Consider the following 23,101-nt stretch of genomic DNA (forward strand, 5'->3'; position numbering starts at 1 on the left):
GAATAAATGAATAAAGCAGTTTCGGTTTATTTAGTAGGTGCGCTAACAACGCTTAGTATTGGGCTTAGTGTTAAAAGTGCCGTTGCGCAAAACACAGCGTCGAGCACCACTACTCAGATGGCAAGCGCTTCACAAAGCGCGCAAAGCCCAAGCATTAACCTTGAGTTAAAAAGTTCGGCCAGAGCATCGCTACAGGCTTTACTTGGTAAAATGAAACAATTTCGCGCAGGCTTCGAGCAAACCGTAGTCGATGCCCAGCAAAACGTAGTGCACGAAGCGCAAGGCACGCTAACAATGACGCGCCCCAATAAGTTGCGCTGGGAAACCACGTTCCCTGACGAAACTTTATTAGTTGCCGATGGTGAAGCGGTTTGGAATGTAGACACCTTTGTAGAGCAGGTCACCGTGCTTTCACAAGACAATGCTGTTAAAGATAACCCCATTGTTTTGCTAACCGCGACCGATGAAGCAACGTGGGCTAAATTTTCGATTAGCGAATTAAAAAGCGCATCGCTATCTGAAGGTGCGGGTAGTAAAGGGGTATTACGCAGTTATCAGATAACGCCTAAAGAGGAAGGCGGTCAAATTGTCACGCTTACTTTAACCTTCAATCAAGATAATGAGCTCGCTTCGCTTAATATGCTAGACGCGCAACAGCAAATCAGCACCTTAGTGTTTAATAATATTGAAACTCGCTTTCCTGTTGCCGCTGATACTTTTTCTGTTGAAATACCAGATAGCTACATAGTTGATGACCAGCGTTAATCAAGAATTTGCGCCGTTAGCGGCGCGTATGCGCCCTATCACCATAGAGCAGTACAGCGGGCAAGACCATTTGCTAGGCAAGGGTAAACCCCTTCGCAAAATGCTCGAAGCGGGCCACTGTCATTCAATGATTTTGTGGGGGCCGCCCGGCACTGGAAAAACCACCCTTGCAGAACTCATAGCTCAGTACACCAATGCCTCTGTCTTGCGCATTTCCGCCGTTACGTCTGGCGTAAAAGACATCAGAGCCGCCATGGATAAGGCTGAAGACAACGCAAGGTATAACCAGCGAACCCTTTTATTTGTAGACGAAGTTCACAGGTTTAATAAAAGCCAACAAGATGCCTTTCTTCCCTTTGTAGAGTCTGGGGTGGTCACCTTTATTGGCGCAACCACAGAAAACCCGTCGTTCGAATTAAATAAAGCGCTTTTATCTCGAGTACGTGTTTATGTGCTACAAACACTTGAACAACACGCGCTTTCTGAATTAGTCGATAGAGCATTAAGTGATACCGAAAAAGGTCTTGGCGACAGAGCCCTTGGTATTGATGATATAGCAAGAAACGCCCTTATAGATTTAAGCGGTGGTGATGCCCGGCGCCTTCTTACTTATTTAGAACTGGCCGCTGACTTCACAAGTGCTAACGAAATTACCGTTAGCGATATCGAGCATGCGGTAGGCGAGAAAGTTGCCAGTTACGACAATAAAGGCGATACCTTTTACGATTTAATCTCCGCTTTCCATAAGTCGGTAAGAGGCTCAGACCCAGATGCAGCTTTGTATTGGTATGCGAGAATATTAGACGGCGGCGGTGATGCGCTTTACGTCGGAAGACGTCTACTTGCCATTGCCTCAGAAGATATTGGAAACGCAGACCCAAGGGCCATGCAGCTTTGTATAAACGCGTGGGATACATTTCACCGCGTGGGGCCCGCAGAGGGTGAGCGTGCTATCGCACAAGCAGCAGTATATTGTGCATTGGCAGCAAAAAGTAATGCAGTGTATATGGCGTTTAATGAAGCCAAAGCACTAGCGCGCAAAACCTCCGATGCCCCAGTTCCCATGCATTTACGTAATGCGCCCACGTCACTTATGAAAGAGTTAGGCCACGGTGATGGCTATCGTTATGCGCACAATGAACCCAATGCGTTTGCGGCGGGAGAGTCTTACTTTCCGGAAAGTCTTGAAGGAACGCGGCTTTATAACCCCAATGATCGCGGATTAGAAAAAGCCCTTAAAGCTAAACGAGAATTTCTCGACACACTTAATGCGAGAAGTCACAATAAAAGGTAAAGTGCAAACCTGTACAGTGACTTATCGCTAAAACGTGTATTAGTCAAAAAGGGTCACTTCAACAAACAACTCACTTTAAAAAAAATGCGCTAGGGAGTTATTCGTGCCTCAAGGGTTAGCTTTGTACTGTTTTATTGCCGCTGGCGGGGCGACCGGCGCATGTTTACGTTATTTTGTTACTACAAGTGTTGATTCCTTATTTGGAAAACACATGCCGTTTGGTACACTAACGGTGAATGTGGTGGGGTCGTTTGCACTTGCGTTACTTTACGGTGTTATTGAACGCTATGACTTGAGCGACTCTCCATACCGTGCACTTATCGGCGTTGGGCTTTTAGGGGCCTTTACCACATTCTCAACATTTTCCGTTGAAACCTTAACTTTATTAGAAAACGAGCTGTGGCTTAAAGCGGCAGCGAATGTATTTCTTAACGTTGGCGCCTGCTTGCTAGCTGGGTGGCTGGCCATTGAATTAATGAAAGGATAATTAGAAACACATGTTAGATCCAAAGTGTTTGCGAAGCGATATAGAACAAACAGCTAAGCGATTAGCTGCCCGTGGTTTTAACCTCGACGTAGCAGCTTTCAGTTCGCTTGAAGAAAAAAGAAAAACACTTCAGTCCAGAACACAGGATCTGCAAAACGAGCGTAATGTACGAAGTAAATCCATTGGTAAGGCAAAAGCGCAGGGTGAAGATATTGCGCCGCTTTTAGCTGAAGTGGGTAAACTTGGCGACGAGCTTGATGCCGCTAAAGCAGAGCTTAGCGAACTGTTAGAAGAAATTAATACCCTTACGCAAGGCATTCCTAATTTGCCGCATGAGTCGGTACCAGAAGGGAAAGACGAAGACGACAACGTTGAAATTTCCCGTTGGGGTGAGCCGCGTACGTTTGATTTTGAAGTAAAAGATCACGTAGACGTTGCTGAAGGCTTAAACAACGGCCTAGATTTCGCGACCGCGAGTAAGCTAACAGGCAGCCGCTTTGTGGTAATGCGTGGCGATATTGCTCGTTTAAACCGTGCGCTTGCTCAGTTCATGCTAGATACCCATACTCAAGAGCATGGCTATCAGGAAATGTACGTGCCTTATCTTGTCAATGCCGACAGCCTATACGGTACAGGTCAGTTGCCTAAGTTTGGTGAGGATCTATTCCACACTAAGCCAGCAACGGAAGAGGGGCAGGGGCTAAGTCTAATTCCAACGGCGGAAGTACCGCTAACAAACATCGCCCGTGATGAAATTTTAGATGCTAAAACGCTGCCTGTGAAAATGACGGCACACACACCGTGCTTCCGCTCAGAAGCGGGTTCGTACGGTCGTGACACCCGTGGTCTCATTCGTCAGCATCAATTCGACAAGGTAGAACTAGTACAGCTAGTTAAGCCAGAAGATAGCTTCGACGCGCTAGAAGCGCTTACTGGCCATGCGGAAGTTATTCTGCAAAAGCTAGAGCTACCTTACCGCAAAGTGTTGCTATGTACGGGTGACATGGGCTTTGGTGCATGTAAAACCTATGATCTTGAAGTATGGCTACCTGCACAGAATACTTACCGCGAAATCTCTTCATGCTCAAACATGCTGGATTTCCAAGCGCGACGTATGCAGGCAAGGTTCCGCAACCCTGAAACCAATAAACCTGAACTGCTACACACACTGAACGGTTCTGGTTTGGCAGTAGGGCGTACACTTGTTGCTATTTTAGAGAATAACCAACAGGCAGACGGTAGTGTTACTGTACCTAAAGCGCTTGTGCCTTACATGGCTGGTCAGGAAGTGATTAAGGCGTAGAGCGCTTGATTGACGAAGCGTTCATTAGCCCCCACTTGTAATCTGTAGACGTCCAAACAGCCAAGCAGATGATATCAAACGTATTACCGGCACCTAAGAAAGGTGTCGGTCATCTTACCTCCCTAACCCGTATAATATTTAATACTATTCGTCAATAGAGTCTTAAGAATTCTGCCAAAACAACTAATAAGCAAAATATATCCTATATATTCAAAAGCTTATAAAAGATATTTAAATTAAGGAAAGTTGTTTCAAATTGTAAATACGGTTTGTTTTTTAGCAAAATTCTCATATTTTTCATGCACTAATGTCACTACTGACATTTCTTTACATATCTAATCCAATTGGATAATGTTACTTGCCGCGTAACAAAAATGAAATATCAAATTTCATACGCGCCTTAAAAACATTGATTAATGAATCAACAATTGCGTTTGGGGATAAGGAAAATGTCCATCTTGGAATTTCCGTTTCCTCAACAAAATTCCAGGGAACACACATGTTTAAAAAAAACCTTATTACCAATGCGTTGCGAAATGCGGCGTTGATTGGTCTTGTAGGATCACTTGCCTATCCAGCAATGGCACAAGAAAATGCACCAGATGAAGAAGCCGTCGAAAAAATTAAAGTAACTGGGTCACGCATTAAACGTGCAGAGCTTTCAACGCCAGCACCAATCGTTTCAGTAAGTGCAGAAGAAATAAAGCGCTTCGGTACTCCCGACTTAGGTAGTATTCTTGCTGAACTTCCTGCAATTGCTGCAGGCTCAACCCTAATTGGTAACAACAATAGTAATGCCAATGCTGGACTGAGTTCGCCAGATTTACGCTCTCTTGGCGAAAACCGAACGCTAACGCTTGTTAACGGCAAACGCCACGTAGCGGGCTCACCATTTTCAAACGCGGTAGATACAGGCTCAATCCCCGCCGCTATGATCGAACGGATTGAAGTTATTACTGGTGGCGCATCGGCTATTTATGGTTCTGATGCGGTATCGGGTGTTATTAACGTTATCCTAAGAGATGACTATGAAGGCCTAGAGTTTAGGTTTGATGGTACTACCGATCTCGAAGGTGTTGGTAACAGAACTAACAACTTTAGTGCCCTATACGGTCACACGACTGACGACGGCAGAGGTAACATCACCTTCTTTGCAGAAAAGAACAACATAAACCAAGTTATGGAGCCTGATCTTCAACAGGCTGCCGCGTGGGGGACGATTGTAAACCCTGCAGATACAGGTGAAAACGATGGAATCGCAGATAGACTGCGTGTTCCGTTTGTTGGTTCAGAGATGATTAACCAGTTCGGCGTTATCAACCCATTTGGTGGTGGCCCTAGAATTACGTTTATGCCAGACGGCACACCTATGGACCAAGTATCTCGTCTAGAAACGAATAGCTTTGCGTTTGGTAGTTTTGACCAGCGTTATGACACAGTCTTCTTCGGTGAAGACTATGTTAACTACATCCCTGACCAAGAAACAGTTACGTTAGCAAGTACGTTCCGCTATGACATTACCGACAACGTACGATTTTATGGTGATGTTAAACACGTAGATAAGAAGATTGAGCAGCAATTCCAGCCTTCTTTCCGTTTTGGCGGTGTTTTTGTAGATGTCGAAGACAATGCATTCTTAGATGATTCTACGCGCTCACGTCTTCTTGATGGCGGCCAATCTGTGGTAGAAATGTCACGCTTCTTTACTGACATTGGTAATCGAACAGCGTCTAACGACCGTGAACTCTTCCGCTTCATCGGTGGCTTTGAAGGGTATTTCTCACTAAGCGACACCGAGTTCGACTACGACGTTTATTACACGCGAGGCGAAGTGTCGAACGTGCGTCGTACATTAAACGACTTAATTCCTACAAACTTCCTAGCGGCGCTTGATTCTGTAATTGACCCTGAAACTGGTCAAGCAGCGTGTCGTAGCCAGGTTCCAGAACTTCAGGGTGATGACTACGAGGACCCAGCGTTAGTAAACCCAGAAAACTGTGCACCGTTTAATCCATTTGGTTTCGGTCAAGCAAGCGCAGCTTCTGCAGACTTCATCGCTGGTGATGTGCAGCGCGAAGATGAAATCACTCAAGAAATGATTGGTGGAACACTGGCATTTGATTCTGCTGAATGGTTTGAACTTCCTGGTGGCCCGCTGGGTATCGCTTTGGGCTATGAATATCGTGAAGAAGAAGTTGAAACAACTACCGATGAATTAACGCAACAAGGCGTATTTACTAACGCTGCTACACCAAATTCCTTCGGTGGATATGATGTAAGTGAGTTTTTCGTTGAGCTTCGCTTACCTCTTCTTAGTGACGTTATGCTGGCAAAAGAGCTGTCACTTGATGCGGCATATCGTACAGCAGACTATTCACACGCGGGTAGTGCAGATGCATGGCAAGTAGGCTTTATGTGGGCGCCAATTGAAGATGTACGTATTCGCGGTACGGTAGGTGAAGCTGTTCGTGCGCCTAACGTGGACGAGGCATTTTCTCCTCAATCACCAGGTTTCGCAAATATCAACGACCCGTGTGATGCCGATAACATTAATGATGATCCAGATCGCGCGGCGAACTGTCTAGCTCTCGGTATTCCTGCTGGCTTTGAAGCAAATGATAACGTAAGTATCGAAACGGTATCAGGCGGTAATCCTGATCTATTCTCTGAAAGTAGTGAATCAAAAACGGTTGGTGTAGTTTGGACGCCAGAGTTCTTAGAAAACTTCTCCGTAACACTTGATTTCTATGACATTGAAATTGAAGATGCGATCACAGAAGTTGGTGCACAGGATATCCTAGATAACTGTGTTGATGCGACGGGTGGCCCTGACGCAGGATTCTGCTCGCAGATTGACCGTGACGAAAACAACGACGTGGAAGTTGTACGTTCAGGCTTTATCAATGCTTCGGCACTTAAAACGTCGGGCGTTGAGTTTCAGGTTCGCTATACTACTGAACTTGGTGATTTAGGACTACCTGGGGAGCTACGTTTAAACCTTCAAGGTAACAAAGTAAACGAACTTGAAGAGTATGCGTTCCAAGACCGTCCAGATGAGATTAACGTAGAAGTGGGTGAGGTAGGCGATCCTGAATATCAATTAAGAACAATTGTTGACTATCGTCTTGATGAGTGGAACTTCAACTATACGAGCCGTTTTATAGACCGCTCTGCGTTATTTGACGTTTCACCCGGTGCTGATTCGCCTGAAGACGTATCTCCAGCATTTGTTGGAAGTATTTGGACGCATGACTTTAGCATTGAATACACATACAACGAAAATGTTGATGTATATGTGGGCTTAAGAAACGCGTTCAATAAAGTACCACCTGGCTACACGTTCAATCCACTATATGATCTACTAGGTCGTAGATTGAATGCAGGAATTACTGTTCGCTTCGAATAAATACTGCTAAAAACTATGAGCCATCACTTTTATGTGATGGCTCTTTTTCTTTTACTTCCCTCAATATTTCTGTACTTTAGAGTCAATTCAGACTCTCGCTAGCGTTCTTTATGTGCGGATTTATTCAACGTATTACTGACTCACCAGATGTTATAGCGCTACTTGAAGAAGTGGGACTCACACAAACCATTCCGCTTTTTGTCAACGAATCTTCTACAAGCAATGTCATTAACTTTTATCCTGCATTTGGAAAAGCGCCTGAACGACAAATCACTAATTTAATTGTGTCTGGTGATAGCACCATAGATGCTACATGGTGGTTTGATGCCAAGCCCGTTGGCGACACGTTAGAGATTGGCAACAGAACAACATTTAACGCCCGTAACTTAGATAGCCCTTATTGGGGCAAGTTTATTAGAGAGCGACGAGCAGTAGTAGTGGCAACAGCGGTAGGGGAGTCAAACCCACTTGGAAAAGGAAAAGCGCATTATTTAATGAAGCCCTCTAGTGGAGCATTACTTATTGGCGCGGTGTACCGGCGATTTAGCAATGGGCTGTTTTCCTGTGCGGTAGTGACACGCCCACCAATTGAGGGCTTTAGCCAATATCACGAGAAATCCATCCCTTGCTTTCTTCCTCATGATAGTCACGCTATTAATGCGTGGCTAACCGCTGACACACAAGGCTCATTAAATAATGAGGTAGAGTATATTTTGAATAACCCTCGTATTTATACCGACCTTGAAGTCACGCGAGTAAAAACGTTTAAAAGTGCTGAGGCAATCGCTGAAGCTAATATGTTAAAGGCTGACGAAAACCTCTAACTTGACTGACAAGCGAATAAAATTAAGGCGGCATTAACGACCGCCGCCTGTAATCATAGGTGTACCAAAGAACGTTTTATTTAAGGTAGGAAAGCAAGGTTTCCTCATCCGCACCTAAAACATTCTTTTTCACTTCTTTGTCGACGACTTCTGAACATTGAGATGACATTCCGTTTCTTAGTTTTCCTAGAAATCCTGGCCCACTAATAATATCTATAGAGCCTAGCGCACCTCGTTTACGCTCGCCATCTAGCCAGTCAGCAATGTCACTGGCAAATCGTTCATCTTCAAGTTCAGCGGCATCTTTTCGATTCATGCTATCGACACCTGGCACTTGCGAAGCGGGAGCCGATTGTCTACCGGGTTTATCCGTATAAATATCTTGATCGCTTTCTCCGCTAAACTCATTGTGCCATTTCTTTACTTCAACAAGTGCGCTTCCGTGGTTGGTATAGGTGTAAGCTGTGGCGTTGTCGTGGTTGGCCACAATTACGTAGTGTTTCTGAACTGTCATACAGCCTCCTATGTCCATTTATGTAAAACATTCACGTTTATGGTGTTCGGCAAAAGGCAAGTATGAAAAATGTGCCTAAAACCCAAGATAAAACGCTAATGTAAGAAGGTAGTTGCAATTTCAACACCAAGGCTAAAACAATTGACAATAGGGTGGCACTTCTAATAGCTACCTTGAATCAGGTTTCAACCCGAGCAGCAATTTAACGAGTACCTTTAGTAGAAGGCTAGTAGGTGGGTTTAACCCATGTTGATATGCAACAATCGATACTGTGATGAGAGGAGAAAGTAATTTTATGGAATGTGCGAAAGAAAAAACGCCAGCAGAGGGGCGCTAGCGCTTTAAATATAATGCGTAATCGCCTTTACAAGCATTTCGCAGGTTTAGGTAACCCAGCCAGTTTGGTGGCTTGCTTAGCCGGGCCTTTTTTAAAAAGTCGCTGCAGGTAGCGGCTATTGCCTTTTTCCGGTCCAAACTTATTGGCCATAGCTTTCACCAAGGCACGAATCGCTGGGCTGGTTTCGTATTCTTCATAAAATGCGCGCACGAAACGCACCACTTCCCAGTGGGCTTCGGTTAGTTCAATGTTCTCTTCTTGCGCCAGTAAGTCAACCATACCTTCTTCCCAAAGGGTATAGTCGAGTAAATACCCGGCTTTGTCTGTAGGGATCTCGTTCCCTTTATAATTAAAGCTATAGGTTTCTTGTGTCATAAAAGGGGTATCCAGTGCTTATTTTTTGCTGATATGGCAGCGAGTTCCTTGTAGGAAATTGGATTAATAAATTCAGGCAGATTTGCGCCCCTAGTAGCCGCATCCGTACTGACAAACGACAAGTTAGGTGTTGATTTGATTTTTACCGCGCCTTTAACCGTATCTGTTACCGTGTCTTTTACCGTATTGGCGAGTTGTTCAAAAAACGCAGTGTTTAACGCTGGGGCGTAAACACCATCACCAACGAATACAACACAAGCATAAGGGGCTTGCTTTAAGGTTGCTATTAGCAGCTGTTCATCAGCGCTGCTCAAATTTGGCGTTGTAATAGTAATCAGCATTAGAATGTCACCACATGGTCAACGCTTTGTATAAGCGCAACTTTTTCTTCTGAGGTTATCCACTTACAATCTAGCTCGTCAATTAAACTTGTATTAGCAAGAACCTGGTCTATGTCGTAGGTATCTGCACTCGCTTTACACACAAAGCATTCTTCGATATCGAAAAATGGCATACTGGCTAAACGTTTGGTGTGATTTTTCAGCCCTTTTGTAGACGTGGCTTTAACCAGCTGCAGTACACCTTGATTTTCAAAGAGCACTTTTACCTCGTGCCCATAGTTTGTTGCAGCTAGCGCAAAATCTAACCCGTCTTGGCTTTTCGCATTGGAAAATGGGCTTTGTGTAAACCTAATAAGTAACTTTGCCATCAGAATTGCACCAGCCTATTGCACTCGTGAAGGGCAGTAAAAAACTCGCCTAAGCCAGCTTGCTCAAAGGGAGTAGTTAAATTTGCCTGTGCTATGCCGTTTTCTTTCGCTTCCATTTCACTGACAATACCGCGCTTGACGGCGGCTGTGATGCACACCATAAGATTTACGTTATGATCGGCAGCAAGGGCCTTCCAGCCGTCATAAGCAAACAGTTCATCCCCGGTTTTCAACATCAAACTGTTACAATGGTGTACACCTTCGCTGTAAAAGAAGACGTTGTTAACTACGTCGCCGTTATCTATCACGCCTTGTATGAAGGCGAGGGCGCGCAGAGCCGTGTCGCCTTCAAACGGTGATGAAGTAATAAGTATTGAATATTCTGCCATATAAATAAAAACACCCCAGTTAAGGGGTGTTTGTTCTCAAACCTTAAACGCCAAATTAATCGTCGCCGCCAAACGCACCTAGAAGGTGAAGAATAGAGGTGAATAAGTTGTATATGTTTAAGTATAGCGAAACTGTAGCGCGAATGTAGTTTGTTTCACCACCGTGAATGATACGGCTTGTATCAAACAAGATGAAACCTGACATTATAAACACAATCGCTGCACTAATTGCTAAGCTTACCGCTGGAACCGCGAAGAAGATGTTCGCAATTGCCGCAACAAGCACTACAACTAAACCTACAACCAAGAAGCCGCCCATAAACGAGAAGTCTTTCTTAGTGGTTAGGGCGTAGCCAGATAGGGCGAAGAACACAAGGGCTGTTGCACCTAGCGCTTCCATAATTAAGCCTGGGCCACCAAATGCAAGGTAATATTGCAAGGTGTAACCAAGTGACGCCCCCATCAAACCGGTGAATGCAAACACCCAGTAGATGCCAGACGCTGAATCAGCCTTTTTCTGAACTACAAATAGGGTAATAAAAGCGCCGATAGTCATAACAAGAGACATCATAGGAGAAATGCCTACTGCCATTGCTATACCAGCACAAACCGCACTAAACGCTAGTGTCATCGCAAGCAGCATATAGGTGTTGCGTAGAACCTTGTTCGTCTGCAATACCGATGGTTGAGATGCACTTGAATACATCGAACGTTGATCCATTGTTTCCTCCAACAGGACTTATGATATGACCAAAATGGTACACAATTATTTAGTGTATGTTGTATGGGTTTTAGTTCCCATTTTCAAGTAGTTTCAGATGAAAATGGTGTCAGGTGAATACAAAAACATCTTTTATACGGGCGAAACACGCTATTTGATTGAAATCTCAGCACTTAAACAATTTTTTTCATTTTTCGCTTTACAGTCATTAAAATATCATTAAGATACGCAGCACTTCAGGAGAGTTGGCAGAGCCCGGTTTAATGCACCTGACTTGAAATCAGACGTGGGGTCAAACCCACCGGGGGTTCGAATCCCTCACTCTCCGCCAAATACGAAAAGCCCGCACATTGTTGCGGGTTTTTTTATGCCTCTTTGTAAATTTAGACTTTCGTATAAGACCACAGTCGCATTGTTACATTCCATTCACATGTTTAGGCTTGCGTTTTCTTCGCGCAATCTAAAGGTGTTATGTGTCACAAGAAAGCTCCTCTTATCAAAAACTTCACAAATCAAGCAGTGAATTCTCGTCTCGAGAAGACTATTTAAATCACGAATTACAGATCATTTCCCCAAAACGTTGGCGTTTAAATTTGCCGGGTAAAGACTATCGCGTTGAGTGGGAAGATTTTGTTCCCGGCATGGCAGCCACTATAGGTAAAATTGTTATGGTGGCCGCTGTAGTAGGCGCGTTTGCTGCGCCTCTGGGGTTATCTCCAGAATTTGTTATTGAAAATGTGCGCTTTGAGCTTCTTATCGCTGCGGTTTTATTTGTGGTGCTTATTTCTGGCTTTCTCAACCCTTCGGCTAATCTGGCTGGCACACACGGGCCGCTTTTACCCCTAGTACCGCTCATCGTCGCTTCAGGCGGTCACCCTATGGCGCTGGGGCTCCTCATCGGTCTGTTCGGATTTATTCTTGGTATTACAAAAGGCGGTAGTATTCTGGCCAAGCTCACGAGTAACGGTGTATGTGGTGGGTTATTACTGTATTTAGGCTTCATCGGCATAACGGGGCAGGTGAAAAAACTCTTCGCCTGGGCTGAAAGCTTCGATATGGCGTATTTGGCTTTTGTGGTAATTATCGCAACAATTTTAATGTATGCATGGTTAGAGCACATTCAAAAGCGTTGGCTGGCAATTCCTTTAGGTGCAGTGATGGCAGCGGTGATTGCGTTTGCTTTTGGTGCACCCTTCGAGTTTAGTACATCGCCTGGCATGCCAAATTTAAACCCTGCATATTGGTGGGGCGAAAATACGGGATGGCAACTGGGGCTGCCGGATTGGTCTCACTTTATCGCCGTCCTTCCATTTGCGGTGTTGGCAGTATCTATGTGGTCGCCAGACTTTTTAGGGCATCAAGTTTTCCAAAAGCTTAGTTACCCTAAGAAAAGTGAACGAGCACATATGAACATCGATGACACCATGATCGCGGCGTCTAGCCGTCAGGCCGTCGGTAGCTTACTTGGCGGGGGGAATATTTCATCGTCGTGGGGGACCTATATTATTCCAGCATCCATCGCACGTAGACCCATTCCTGGTGGCGCATTAGTTACCGGGCTGTTGTGTGTTGTTGCGGCACTTTGGGGCTACCCTATGGACTTGGCTGTTTGGCCACCGGTATTGTGCGTTGCATTAATTGTGGGTGTGTTTTTGCCATTAATGGAGGCAGGCATGCAGATGACCCGCGAGGGTAAAACAACCCAGTCAGCCGCTTTAGTGGTTATCTCTTCGGTATTGGTAAACCCAGTATTTGGGTGGTCATTCACTATGTTGTTAGATAACTTAGGTTTGGTCGGTTGTAAAGATAGGGCCGGTGATCTTGGAAAAGCGGGGCGCTGGATTATTCCAGGTATCACTTTCTTGGTGTTGTGCACCGTTATGGCGCTTATTGGTATGTTCCCGGGGGTACCTGCCATTATGGAGACGTTTAGGCTTTAAGACGTTCTATTAAAAATCTGTGGAGCGTGGCGTTGATATACGCCGCGCTTACCTATCCCAAAAAGGAGTGTCTTCAAAGTAGTTGCAAAGAAAGTCGATAAAAACCCGCAGCTTATTTGATATTAATTTTCGGTGTGGGTATACCGCATACAGAGCGATAGACTGAGGAATATACTCATCAAGTATAGAAACTAGCTCTCCTTTTTTTAAAGCTTCGCCAACTATAAAGGTAGGTTGAAGCACATAGCCTTCACCTTGCTTAGCCACATTTGTCAGCACCTCTCCATTATTTGCGGTGAGCTTTGGAGGCGACTTTTGGGCGTTAGCTTTTAACGCAGCAATAAGTTCTGACTGATTATTGTCATAATTTACATACGAGTATTCTAAATAGTGCTCGGGCTTTAAGTCGCTTGGGTGTAAGGGACGACCATACTTATTAAGGTATGCGGGTGACACGCATAGCGCTAAATTAATAGCGGTGATCTTTTTAGCCACTAAGCTAGAGCTGGCAAGATGACCGGCGCGTATTGCAACGTCAAACCCTTCGTCAATCACATCAATCTTACGGTCGTTAAGCTGCAAGTTAATCGATACATGTGGGTGAGCGTGTTGAAAAGCGCCTATTGCCCCTGCTAAATGTAAAGTAGAAAAGGATACGGGGGCACTGACATGTAAAGTACCTTTGGCCTGCGTGTTAAAAAGGCCTAGCTGGCTTTCCATATCATTAATGCTTTCAAGAATATGGTTTGCGTGTTGCAAACACTGACGCCCCGCCTCTGTAAGATGAATTTTTCGGGTTGTTCTATTAAACAGCCTAGTATCTAAGTGCTTTTCAAGCTGTGCAACATATTTGCTTACAAGCTGGTTCGATGTATCTAAGCGTACCGCGGCTTTAGTAAAGCTGCCTTCATTTGCGACTACCACAAACGTTTTTAACAGGGTCAATCTATCCACTTTTCTTCTCTATTGCCAATGCAGTGTTGGTAATAATTCAATATTTTCATTCTTTATTCAACGACTGTTGGTAACTATTCTATGCGGTAACGGTAAGCGCAGTTGAAGTTGGCGTGTTTAGCACTAATCACGTCTGTTTTGAAACTGAGGTACCGCAACATCATTAACGTAAACACAAGAGAGGAAACGACAATGAACAATACGCTGTTAAAAACCATTTTTACATCAACCAATAGTGTGGCAAGCCTTGTATTGCGGGTACCTGTGGGCATTATTTTAGCGGCGCACGGTGCGCAGAAACTATTTGCATGGTTTGGGGGTTACGGTCTGGAAGGAACAGGGCAGTGGATGGAGAGTATTGGGTTAGCACCGGGCTTTTTAATGGCGCTTTTAGCGGGTAGCGCAGAGTTCTTCGGGGGATTAGCGCTTCTAATTGGTTTTCTCACACGACCTGCTGCATTAGTCAGTGCTTTTACTATGGTAGTGGCTATTTTCAGCGTGCACGCTTCAAACGGTTTGTTTTTGAGCAACAATGGCTATGAGTTTGCGCTTTCACTACTTGCCGTAACCGTTGCACTAGTTGTTCAAGGGGGCGGAAAATTCTCTGTCGACTCATTAATTAGTAAAACGTATTTTTCTAAAGCATAAGGACCACAATAATGACTGGGCCTACCCGAATTTCAACGGCGTATATCTCTCATGGTGGAGGCCCACTTCCACTGCTAGAGATACAGTCGCAAGAGGGGGAAATGCAAACTCGCTATCACGCGGAAATGATTGAGACCCTTATAACGTTATCTCAGGAGATAGCAAAGCCCGATGTGATCATTGTTATAAGTGCACATTGGGAAGAAGCTGTGGTTAAAGTAACAGCCAGCGCCAAGCCAGATTTAATTTACGATTATTATGGCTTTCCGGAGCAGGCTTATTCACTTAAATATCCGGCAAAAGGTAATGCTGAATTTGCAAATAATATAGTTAACGGTTTGAACACAAGGGGAATAACCGCGAAAGCCGAGCATACACGCGGTTTTGACCACGGCATGTTCATTCCACTTAGTATAATGTACCCCGCGGCCGATATTCCTTGCGTACAAGTCTCTTTAGTTACTGGCTCAAACAAAAGGCGCGATGCACAATTTCACATTTCTTTAGGCAAAGCGCTAAAAGAGATTATTGATAACATCGGCGCTTTCGAACATGTTCTGATATTGGGTTCTGGTTCGTCGTTTCACAATATGCACGGCTTTTTCGATAGCTCTGAAGAGGCATTGCATAAGGCTACGCGTTTCAACAATTGGTTACAGACCACGATGCGCTCCAGCGCATATAGTGAAGTTGAACGTAAACTCAGGCTTGTTGAATGGTTTACCGGGCCTGAGGCACAGTATGCTCACCCCAAAGAAGAGCATTTATTGCCACTACATGTTTGTTATGGGGCAAATAACAAAGCGGTAGATAACGCATTTTCACTTACATTGTTAACCAAGCCAGCGAGTATGTTTTTGTGGAAAGGGTAAGGCATATGGCATTACTCAGGCGAAAAATTGACGACAGTGAATTAAATTTTAAACACATTGCTTATCAATTGTTCGGTTGAACCGTGTTACGAAAATAAGTGCTTTACACCTTCGGTTAAATCATTAAGATACGCAGCACTTCAGGAGAGTTGGCAGAGCCCGGTTTAATGCACCTGACTTGAAATCAGACGTGGGGTCAAACCCACCGGGGGTTCGAATCCCTCACTCTCCGCCAAATACGAAAACCCGCACATGTTGCGGGTTTTTTTATGGGTCAAATAAAACTTCTGTAGAGTGAGGGTGAGAGCCCCCGTTGTTCGACCAATCGTCGGGAACGATTGGTGCCGCCGCAGGCGCCCGAAGGGTCGGGTACAGGACGTACCCGAGCACATCCCTCACTCTCCGCCAAATACGAAAAACCCGCACATGTTGCGGGTTTTTTTATGGATTCAATTAAGCCTCTAAAAAGTGAAGTTAAGCTCCCCCCGTTGCGTTTTATTTTGCTTCAAGATAAATCGACTGGACACTGCGTCAATTGGGTTAGGCGAGGTGTACGCTGAAATTTTTTATGATCTCAAGTGGTCTCTATTTTGTGATGAGAGAACATTCCACAAAAAATCTCTATGTGTCGCGCTTTGTTCACAAAAAGCTGCTACAAATAAATAGAGTAACAATCAACTGAATTAACGCTGCTTTATTGGGGTATTCCTGCTTCTTTTAATGCAATACTATTATTGTGCAGTTGGTAGTACATAAAAATAATATGAGAGGACATTATGCAGGCTTTGCCCACGCTAAATCTTAGGGAAGGATCAGTCGAGCAAAAAAGAGAGGAAATAAAAAATTATTTCCTCGATTCTTTTAATACCTATGAGTCACTTTTTTCCTGTCTTAAAAGCGACGAGGTATTCTATCAACGCCCTGAAAAACTTCGTCACCCTCTGATTTTTTATTTCGGCCATACTGCAACGTTTTTCATCAACAAACTTGTGTTGTCAAAGGCCATTAATGAGCGGATAAACCCCAAGTTCGAGTCTTTGTTCGCCATAGGTGTGGACGAAATGAGTTGGGATGACTTAAACGATGAAAATTACGATTGGCCACAAGTTGGAGAGGTGCGTCAATATCGTAATCAAGTACGCACCTTAGTTTGCGATCTCATTGATACTATGTCGTTCAGTATGCCTATTGATTGGGAAAGCCCTATGTGGCCCGTAATTATGGGTATAGAACATGAACGGATCCACTTAGAAACCTCTTCTGTACTAATAAGACAGTTACCCATTACCTCGGTGCGCTCCCATTCTGATTGGCCTGTGTGTAACGATTTCAAAACAAAAGTAGAGGAATTAGAAAGTAATACTCTTGTTCCCGTCTCTGCACAACACGTTGTGAATGATAAACCTTGGGATAGTGAATACTATGGCTGGGACAATGAATACGGCCTTCAACAGGAGTCAGTAAGTGAATTTAGTGCGTCACAATTCCTTGTAAGTAACGGTGAGTTCCTAACTTTCGTCAAAGCAGGTGGGTATGAAAACGCAAAGTACTGGGAAGGTGAAGGCAATAAGTGGCGTGAGTACACCCAAGCCCAGCACCCAGTGTTTTGGATTAAACAGGGTGATGGGTATAAGTATCGAAGTATGGTTGAAGAACATCCACTTCCACTAGACTGGCCGGTAGATGTTAATTACCACGAGGCAAAAGCCTTTTGTAATTATAAAAGTGAGCAAACTGGTGAGCTTATTCGCTTACCTACCGAAAATGAATGGTTAGCGCTACGCCAGTATGCTGGGGTTAATCAAGCGGTTTATGGCAGCGAATTTAATATAGCGCTGCAAAAGTATGCGTCTAGCGAACCTGTTAACGTAAACCAGACAGGGTTTTTTTTTGATGTAGTCGGTAACGTTTGGCAATGGACTGAAACGCCTATTTACCCGTTCGATGGCTTTAAAGTTCACCCCCTGTATGATGACTTTACTACACCTACGTACGACAATAAACATAACCTCATCAAAGGCGGTAGCTGGGTTTCTACTGGTAACGAGGCATTGAAAGATAGTCGCTATGCATTTAGACGCCATTTCTTTCAGCATGCCGGTTTTAGATATGTACAAGGAAAGCGAGTAATAGCAGTGAACGACTTTGACTATGAGAGCGATACACAAATATCGCAGTACAGCGAATTCCACTACGGCGACGAATACTACGGCGTTTCTAACTTTGCAAAGGCAAGCGCTCAGTTCTGTATTAATGCAATGCAGGGGCGTAAGCATACTAAGGCTTTGGACTTAGGTTGTGCGGTAGGCCGCTCTACCTTTGAACTGGCTACGCATTTTGATCATGTAGATGGTATCGATTTCTCTGCACGTTTCATTAAAACGGCGTTTGATATGCAAGAGCGCGGCGAAATTCGCTACCATTTAATTGAAGAAGGCGAGTTAACGTCTTTCAAAGCGCGCAAACTCTCGGCCTTAGGTCTTGATCAGACTAAGGATAAGGTTACATTTGCTCAAGGCGATGCGTGTAACTTAAAGCCTCAGTTTACTGGGTACGATCTTATTTTTATGGGCAATCTAATTGATAGAGTATACAGCCCTAGAAAAGTGTTAAGCGACATGGCCATGCGCCTCAACAAGGGTGGTTTGCTGATTGTAGCTAGCCCTTTCACTTGGCTTGAAGAGTACACCGAACGAAGCGAATGGCTAGGCGGCTATAAAGATGAGAACGGTGAGACCTTAAGTTCAACCCAAGCATTAGAAGACGCATTGGGTAATGGATTCAAACGCGTAGGAGAGCCTACTGAGATTCCGTTTGTTATTCGCGAGACTAAACGTAAATATCAGCACACGTTATCTGAGTTTAATGTGTTTGAAAAGCTAGACTAATACAGCAAAAAAATTGAAATGTGTCGTGAAAGGCTGAGACAAGGAACGAATAAAACGGGATTGGCTCAGCTTATTTACTCACAACCTCACTAGATACAACCGAGAAGGGCAGTGAAAGCGTGGACCTGGAGTTAAAACAACTTTCTTTGTTTTCGTCGTTACAACATGAATTTATGCCTTACAAGGATGTATGGCATTCACCATCTCATCTGAGACGTGACAAAACGCGATTAAAGTATTCTGCCATACTACGCCGGTTCAACATTCCCTCAAGTCATCATACACAAACTACGTTTTCTGAACTAAGTCCTATCGCAATGTGGATTGCCGATATGGATATTCCACCTTGTGCTTATATAATCAGTGCCGTTAGCAATAATTTACGCAGTACCTATGGTTATCAGTCCTGTGATATTGGTGATGCGGTTGCAACTTGGTATGAACGCAGCAGGTCCCCTAATTATAATTACAAAGTTGAAAACATAGACATAGTGGATGTGGCGAGCGTGATTAGTGCTGTCGATGTGGCCCTTCGCACGTTTTGCCAGTCAGGTGATAAGGTAATGGTACTGACGCCTACCTACGAGCCACTGACATCATCCATCAAGCGCAATGGCTTAAAGCCTGTTTATATTCGATGTACAGAATCTCTGTCATCACCCAAGGCAGACCTTGATGACGTTAGTCGATGTCAAAGCTTAGTCAAAGATGATTCACATGCTCAAGGTTGTAGCGGCGATAATACTGAACGCGCCGCGAGAAGCAGTATTGATTTATCTTCGCTTGATAAGTCTGCGACAGCCTTTGTTATATGCCATCCTAATAATCCAACTGGCACTGTATTATCGCGCGTTGAGCAGCAAGCGGTTTTTGAGTTTTGCTTGCAGCACAACATTTTGTTGATAACAGACGAAGTGCACAGTGAATTTGCCTTTAACTCGGCAGATGAGCCTACGATTATTTCAATGTTTGGCCTAGACAATCAAGGCGAGGTCAATAAGCTCGACTCTCAAACGGAAAAATATAAAAAGCCCTCTGTTTTACCGAGGGCGATTCATTTGAACAGCGTTTCAAAGGCATTTAACTTAGCCAGTATTCCGGGTGCTTCTTATGCGGTGATAAAAGATAAACAAACCAGAGAAACGTTTGCAGAAGCCATTAGTGCTAAGCACCTTAATGCCAGCAATCTAGGCAAAATTGCACTAATTGCTGCCTACAGTGAAGGTAGCACTTGGTTGGACGAGGTAAAGGAGGCGCTAAGTTTTAATAGAAAGCTGGTTAAACGCTTTTTTCAACACTACGGTATTTCGGTTAAATTTACGATGGGACGTGCGGGTTATTTTCTGTGGTTAGATCTAAAAACCTTTAACGCAACGTGTTCTCACTCTTCGTTATCGTCGTCTATGGATTCTTATGAAACCGTCACCAATAACCATACACGGGGCCAATACCCTCAAACCTCAAACGACAAGCCCGCGTCAATCAAGCGTTCGCTTCCATTGTATTACTCTCCCGCTAGAACCGTTGAAGACTGTATTGAACGAGGCGTAATTGGTAATGACGGTGCGCCTTTCGGTGCACCAGATCACATTCGGCTCAATATTGCCTGCCATCCAGCATTAATTGAGGAAGCATTATTGCGCCTATGCTTTATTCCTCAGTTTAAGTAACGCTCATTTCTCCGCCTTTATTCTTTTTATTAGAAAGAAAAACTCAATTTTATGACATTTTATTTCGAATAAATGGAATTAAGATAAGGTTAAGAGCGTAAGCCCTAGTTTCTAGAAGATGTATTGAGCTTTTAGCGCTATGGCTTACTAATAGTGTTATGCGAAGAGAACGTAATGATTTATTTCAGGCTGGCAAATGAAAGAGGGTTGGTAGACTCTGGTTTGATTTACCAATTTAACTGGCTAAAAGTAATCTAGATCAATAATTTATTTCAAAATGTGTAACTTCACTTCACGTATGCTTATCTCGTGGTATGATGACTTGGTTAAGATTTAAAGCTGTTTAAGATGCGCAGTTATAAAAGTTGCCGGGTTTAAATCCCGTCGAAAGTAAAAATGAAGTCAGTGAGATACTAGAGTGATAAAAATAATCCTAGCAGACGACCACGACTTGGTCAGAACAGGGATACGCCGGATACTGGAAGATGTGGAAGACTTCACGATTCTCGCAGAAGCGAAAAACGGTGAAGACGCGGTACAGAAGTGCCGTAAAAATGCCCCAGATGTGGTACTCATGGACGTGAATATGCCCGGGATAGGCGGGTTAGAGGCAACGAAAAGAATTGTTCGTATGTCGGAAAACACTCGGGTGATTTGTGTTTCTATGCACAAAGAAAGCCCAATTCCTATGCAAGTGATGGACGCGGGCGCGTATGGGTTTCTCTCCAAAGATGCTGAACCCAAAGAGGTAATTCTTGCCATTCGTAAAGTGGCGGCAGGGCAGAAATACCTTGATAGCGAAGTGGCCAATAGTATTGCTATTGGCAAGTTGTTGCCCAGTTCAGATAATCCATTTGACGATTTATCGAGTAGAGAACTTACCATAGCAATGCGATTAACAGAAGGGCACAAAGTGCCTGATATCGCTCGCGAGCTTAGTATTAACTCTAAAACGGTTAACACCTATCGTTATAGAATGTTTCAAAAGTTAGGCGTGAATTCTGACGTAGAGTTAACGCATTTAGCCTATCGTCATAAACTCATCAATCCTAACACCTTTTAAGCGTCGCTAGACGCACAACGTCAAGGTGATTATGTCTGCATTCGATTCAGCAGCATTTCTTAAAAATTTAACCTCTCAACCAGGCGTGTACCGCATGTACAATAGCCAGGGTGAGGTTATTTATGTAGGAAAAGCGAAAAACCTAAAAAAGCGTGTATCCAGTTATTTCCGTACCCATTTGGATAATGCCAAAACCCGTTCGCTCGTCAGTCAGATAGCGGACATGGATGTCACGGTGGTAAACAGTGAGACCGAAGCGTTCTTACTGGAAAATAATTTCATTAAGAAATACAAACCGCGTTACAACGTGGTTATGCGTGACGACAAATCATACCCTTTTATCTTTTTATCTGACCACGAACATCCACGGCTGTCATTTCACCGTGGCCCTCAAAAGAAAAAAGGGGAGTATTTTGGCCCATATCCAAGCGCATGGTCGGTACGCGAAAGTTTACGCTCTATGCAGCGTATATTTCCTGTTCGTCAGTGCGAAGATAGCTATTATCGCGCGCGCAGTCGGCCTTGTCTTCAATATCAAATGCAGCGCTGCAGTGCCCCTTGCGTTGAAGGGTACGTCAGCGACGAAGAATATAAAGAACAGGTTAACTTTGCCCGCTTGTTTCTAAAAGGCAAAAATCAACAAGTGATTGGCGAGCTGGTGGAGAAGATGGAGAAGGCTAGCGAAGCGTTAAACTTTGAAGCCGCGGCCCGCTATCGAGACCAAATAAATGCGCTAAGAAAAGTACAAGAGCGACAATGGGTTGCCGGTACTCAAGACGAAATGGATGTGTTTGGTTTTGCGCTTAAAGGCAATATGGCCTGTATCCAGGTTATGTTTATTCGAGAAGGGCAACTGTTAGGCAGTAAAGCTTATTTTCCTAAAGTGCCGAATATCGCCGATGAACAAGAAATTTTTGAGTCTTTCTTTCTTCAGTTCTACCTTGCAGGAAACAAGGTCATACCCAAGCAAATAGTGCTAAGCAATTCATTAAACGATGAAGAGGCGATTGCCAAAGTGTTAGCCAGTGAGGCTGGTCACAAGGTCCATTTCTTTAAAGGGGCGAGGGAAGAGAAGCGTAAATATCTACAGCTTGCGCAATCAAATGCACAAGCTGCGTTAGATGCACAGTATAGTCAGCAAAAGTCTGTATTTGCCCGATACCTTGACCTAGAAGGCGCGCTAGAAGTCGATACGCCTATTCAGCGTATGGAGTGTTTTGATATATCGCACACCTCTGGGCAACAAACGGTTGCTTCTTGCGTGGTGTTTAATCGCGAAGGCCCCCTTAAAAGCGACTATCGACGTTACAATATAGAAGGGATAACCCCAGGCGATGATTATGCTGCGATGGCCCAGGCTCTGAAACGTCGGTATAAATCGGTAAAAGAGGTGCAAAAAATCCCTGACCTTCTTCTTATTGATGGTGGTAAAGGGCAACTGGCACAAGCCGAAGCGTTTTTTGAAGAATGGCCACACGACAAAAAGCCCATGCTGTTGGGTGTAGCTAAAGGCACCACGCGTAAACCCGGCTTAGAAACCCTAATTTTAGCGGGAAGTCATGAAGTGCTGCCAATGGACAGTCATTCGCCCGGGCTTCACCTTGTTCAACACATTCGCGACGAATCTCACCGCTTTGCCATAACAGGGCACCGTAACCGTCGACAAAAGGTGAAAACAACGTCGAGCTTAGAAAGCATTCCGGGTATAGGCGCTAAACGAAGACAAACCTTGCTTAAGTTTATGGGTGGCCTTCAGGGTCTAAAAAAAGCCAGTAAGGATGAAATTGCAAGTGTACCCGGTATCAGCCAGGAACTGGCCGATACAATTTACGACCACCTCCATCAATAATTGACGGAGTGACAAGCAATGCATTGCAAATTAAGGTAATGTGTTACACAAATGAAAGGCATAGAACTTTCAAGCTATAGCGCTAAACGCCCA

At 44.2% G+C, this 23,101-nt stretch carries 20 protein-coding genes and 2 tRNA genes; 15 read left to right on the forward strand and 7 right to left on the reverse strand.

Annotation, left to right across the window (positions count from 1 at the left end):
- Positions 1–6: 6 nt before the first annotated feature.
- From lolA to ACTRWF_RS15700, 6 genes are all read left to right on the forward strand, one after another.
- Complete coding sequence (lolA, locus tag ACTRWF_RS15675) at positions 7–765, forward strand: outer membrane lipoprotein periplasmic chaperone LolA (RefSeq protein ID WP_015067317.1); 759 nt, start codon at positions 7–9, stop codon at positions 763–765.
- A complete protein-coding gene (locus ACTRWF_RS15680) occupies positions 752–2,059 on the forward strand; it encodes a replication-associated recombination protein A (protein WP_015067316.1) in 1,308 nt (435 codons plus the stop codon). The genes lolA and ACTRWF_RS15680 overlap by 14 nt, the downstream gene beginning before the upstream one ends.
- A 103-nt stretch (positions 2,060–2,162) precedes the next feature.
- The gene (gene crcB, locus ACTRWF_RS15685; protein ID WP_012518601.1) at positions 2,163–2,546 is read left to right on the forward strand and encodes a fluoride efflux transporter CrcB; all 384 of its coding nucleotides are present in this window, start codon (positions 2,163–2,165) and stop codon (positions 2,544–2,546) included.
- Between the two features lie 10 nt (positions 2,547–2,556).
- Positions 2,557–3,849 (forward strand): serine--tRNA ligase, encoded by a 1,293-nt coding sequence (serS, locus tag ACTRWF_RS15690; RefSeq protein WP_012518600.1) that lies wholly within the window; start codon positions 2,557–2,559, stop codon positions 3,847–3,849.
- A gap of 499 nt (positions 3,850–4,348) precedes the next feature.
- Positions 4,349–7,255 carry a TonB-dependent receptor plug domain-containing protein gene (locus tag ACTRWF_RS15695; RefSeq protein WP_015067315.1) on the forward strand — a complete coding sequence of 969 codons (2,907 nt, stop codon included), beginning with the start codon at positions 4,349–4,351 and terminating at the stop codon, positions 7,253–7,255.
- 110 nt (positions 7,256–7,365) lie between these two features.
- Positions 7,366–8,079 carry an SOS response-associated peptidase family protein gene (locus ACTRWF_RS15700; RefSeq protein ID WP_020743690.1) on the forward strand — a complete coding sequence of 238 codons (714 nt, stop codon included), beginning with the start codon at positions 7,366–7,368 and terminating at the stop codon, positions 8,077–8,079.
- Between the two features lie 76 nt (positions 8,080–8,155).
- On the opposite strand, the gene ACTRWF_RS15705 is transcribed toward ACTRWF_RS15700, so the two are convergent.
- The 6 genes from ACTRWF_RS15705 to ACTRWF_RS15730 form a co-directional block, all read right to left on the reverse strand.
- Positions 8,156–8,593, reverse strand: a complete 438-nt coding sequence (locus tag ACTRWF_RS15705; protein WP_020743689.1) for a host attachment protein — start codon at positions 8,591–8,593, stop codon at positions 8,156–8,158.
- Positions 8,594–8,957: 364 nt separating this feature from the next.
- Entirely contained in the window at positions 8,958–9,305 is a 348-nt protein-coding gene (locus ACTRWF_RS15710; RefSeq protein WP_015067312.1) for a TusE/DsrC/DsvC family sulfur relay protein, read from the reverse strand.
- Entirely contained in the window at positions 9,302–9,646 is a 345-nt protein-coding gene (locus ACTRWF_RS15715) for a hypothetical protein (RefSeq protein ID WP_015067311.1), read from the reverse strand. The genes ACTRWF_RS15710 and ACTRWF_RS15715 overlap by 4 nt, the downstream gene beginning before the upstream one ends.
- Entirely contained in the window at positions 9,646–10,014 is a 369-nt protein-coding gene (locus ACTRWF_RS15720; RefSeq protein WP_015067310.1) for a DsrE family protein, read from the reverse strand. Before ACTRWF_RS15720 ends, ACTRWF_RS15715 begins: the two co-directional genes overlap by 1 nt.
- Complete coding sequence (tusD, locus tag ACTRWF_RS15725) at positions 10,014–10,403, reverse strand: sulfurtransferase complex subunit TusD (protein ID WP_015067309.1); 390 nt, start codon at positions 10,401–10,403, stop codon at positions 10,014–10,016. The genes ACTRWF_RS15720 and tusD overlap by 1 nt, the downstream gene beginning before the upstream one ends.
- A 55-nt stretch (positions 10,404–10,458) precedes the next feature.
- Positions 10,459–11,124 (reverse strand): Bax inhibitor-1/YccA family protein, encoded by a 666-nt coding sequence (locus ACTRWF_RS15730; RefSeq protein ID WP_015067308.1) that lies wholly within the window; start codon positions 11,122–11,124, stop codon positions 10,459–10,461.
- A 239-nt stretch (positions 11,125–11,363) separates the two neighbouring features.
- Between ACTRWF_RS15730 and ACTRWF_RS15735 the strand changes: the two genes are divergently transcribed.
- Both ACTRWF_RS15735 and ACTRWF_RS15740 read left to right on the forward strand, forming a co-directional pair.
- Positions 11,364–11,455, forward strand: a tRNA-Ser gene (locus ACTRWF_RS15735).
- Positions 11,456–11,597: 142 nt separating this feature from the next.
- Positions 11,598–13,064 (forward strand): DUF3360 family protein, encoded by a 1,467-nt coding sequence (locus ACTRWF_RS15740; RefSeq protein ID WP_015067307.1) that lies wholly within the window; start codon positions 11,598–11,600, stop codon positions 13,062–13,064.
- A 48-nt stretch (positions 13,065–13,112) separates the two neighbouring features.
- Here the strand turns inward: ACTRWF_RS15740 and ACTRWF_RS15745 are convergent, their stop codons facing one another.
- Complete coding sequence (locus tag ACTRWF_RS15745) at positions 13,113–14,018, reverse strand: LysR family transcriptional regulator (RefSeq protein ID WP_020743687.1); 906 nt, start codon at positions 14,016–14,018, stop codon at positions 13,113–13,115.
- A 192-nt stretch (positions 14,019–14,210) separates the two neighbouring features.
- Between ACTRWF_RS15745 and ACTRWF_RS15750 the strand changes: the two genes are divergently transcribed.
- The 7 genes from ACTRWF_RS15750 to uvrC all read left to right on the forward strand — a co-directional run bounded on the left by ACTRWF_RS15750 (position 14,211) and on the right by uvrC (position 23,008).
- Positions 14,211–14,666 carry a DoxX family membrane protein gene (locus ACTRWF_RS15750; protein ID WP_462835825.1) on the forward strand — a complete coding sequence of 152 codons (456 nt, stop codon included), beginning with the start codon at positions 14,211–14,213 and terminating at the stop codon, positions 14,664–14,666.
- A gap of 11 nt (positions 14,667–14,677) precedes the next feature.
- A complete protein-coding gene (locus ACTRWF_RS15755; RefSeq protein ID WP_462835826.1) occupies positions 14,678–15,538 on the forward strand; it encodes a DODA-type extradiol aromatic ring-opening family dioxygenase in 861 nt (286 codons plus the stop codon).
- Positions 15,539–15,681: 143 nt separating this feature from the next.
- A tRNA-Ser gene (locus ACTRWF_RS15760) sits at positions 15,682–15,773 on the forward strand.
- Positions 15,774–16,314: 541 nt separating this feature from the next.
- Complete coding sequence (gene ovoA / locus ACTRWF_RS15765) at positions 16,315–18,426, forward strand: 5-histidylcysteine sulfoxide synthase (protein ID WP_015067304.1); 2,112 nt, start codon at positions 16,315–16,317, stop codon at positions 18,424–18,426.
- A gap of 119 nt (positions 18,427–18,545) precedes the next feature.
- Complete coding sequence (locus tag ACTRWF_RS15770; RefSeq protein WP_462835827.1) at positions 18,546–20,096, forward strand: aminotransferase class I/II-fold pyridoxal phosphate-dependent enzyme; 1,551 nt, start codon at positions 18,546–18,548, stop codon at positions 20,094–20,096.
- A 418-nt stretch (positions 20,097–20,514) separates the two neighbouring features.
- Positions 20,515–21,159 (forward strand): UvrY/SirA/GacA family response regulator transcription factor, encoded by a 645-nt coding sequence (uvrY, locus tag ACTRWF_RS15775; protein WP_015067302.1) that lies wholly within the window; start codon positions 20,515–20,517, stop codon positions 21,157–21,159.
- A gap of 31 nt (positions 21,160–21,190) precedes the next feature.
- Entirely contained in the window at positions 21,191–23,008 is a 1,818-nt protein-coding gene (gene uvrC, locus ACTRWF_RS15780) for an excinuclease ABC subunit UvrC (protein WP_462835828.1), read from the forward strand.
- Positions 23,009–23,101 lie beyond the last annotated feature (93 nt).

The sequence above is a fragment of the Alteromonas sp. G5_S2_22_S1 genome (assembly GCF_054968525.1).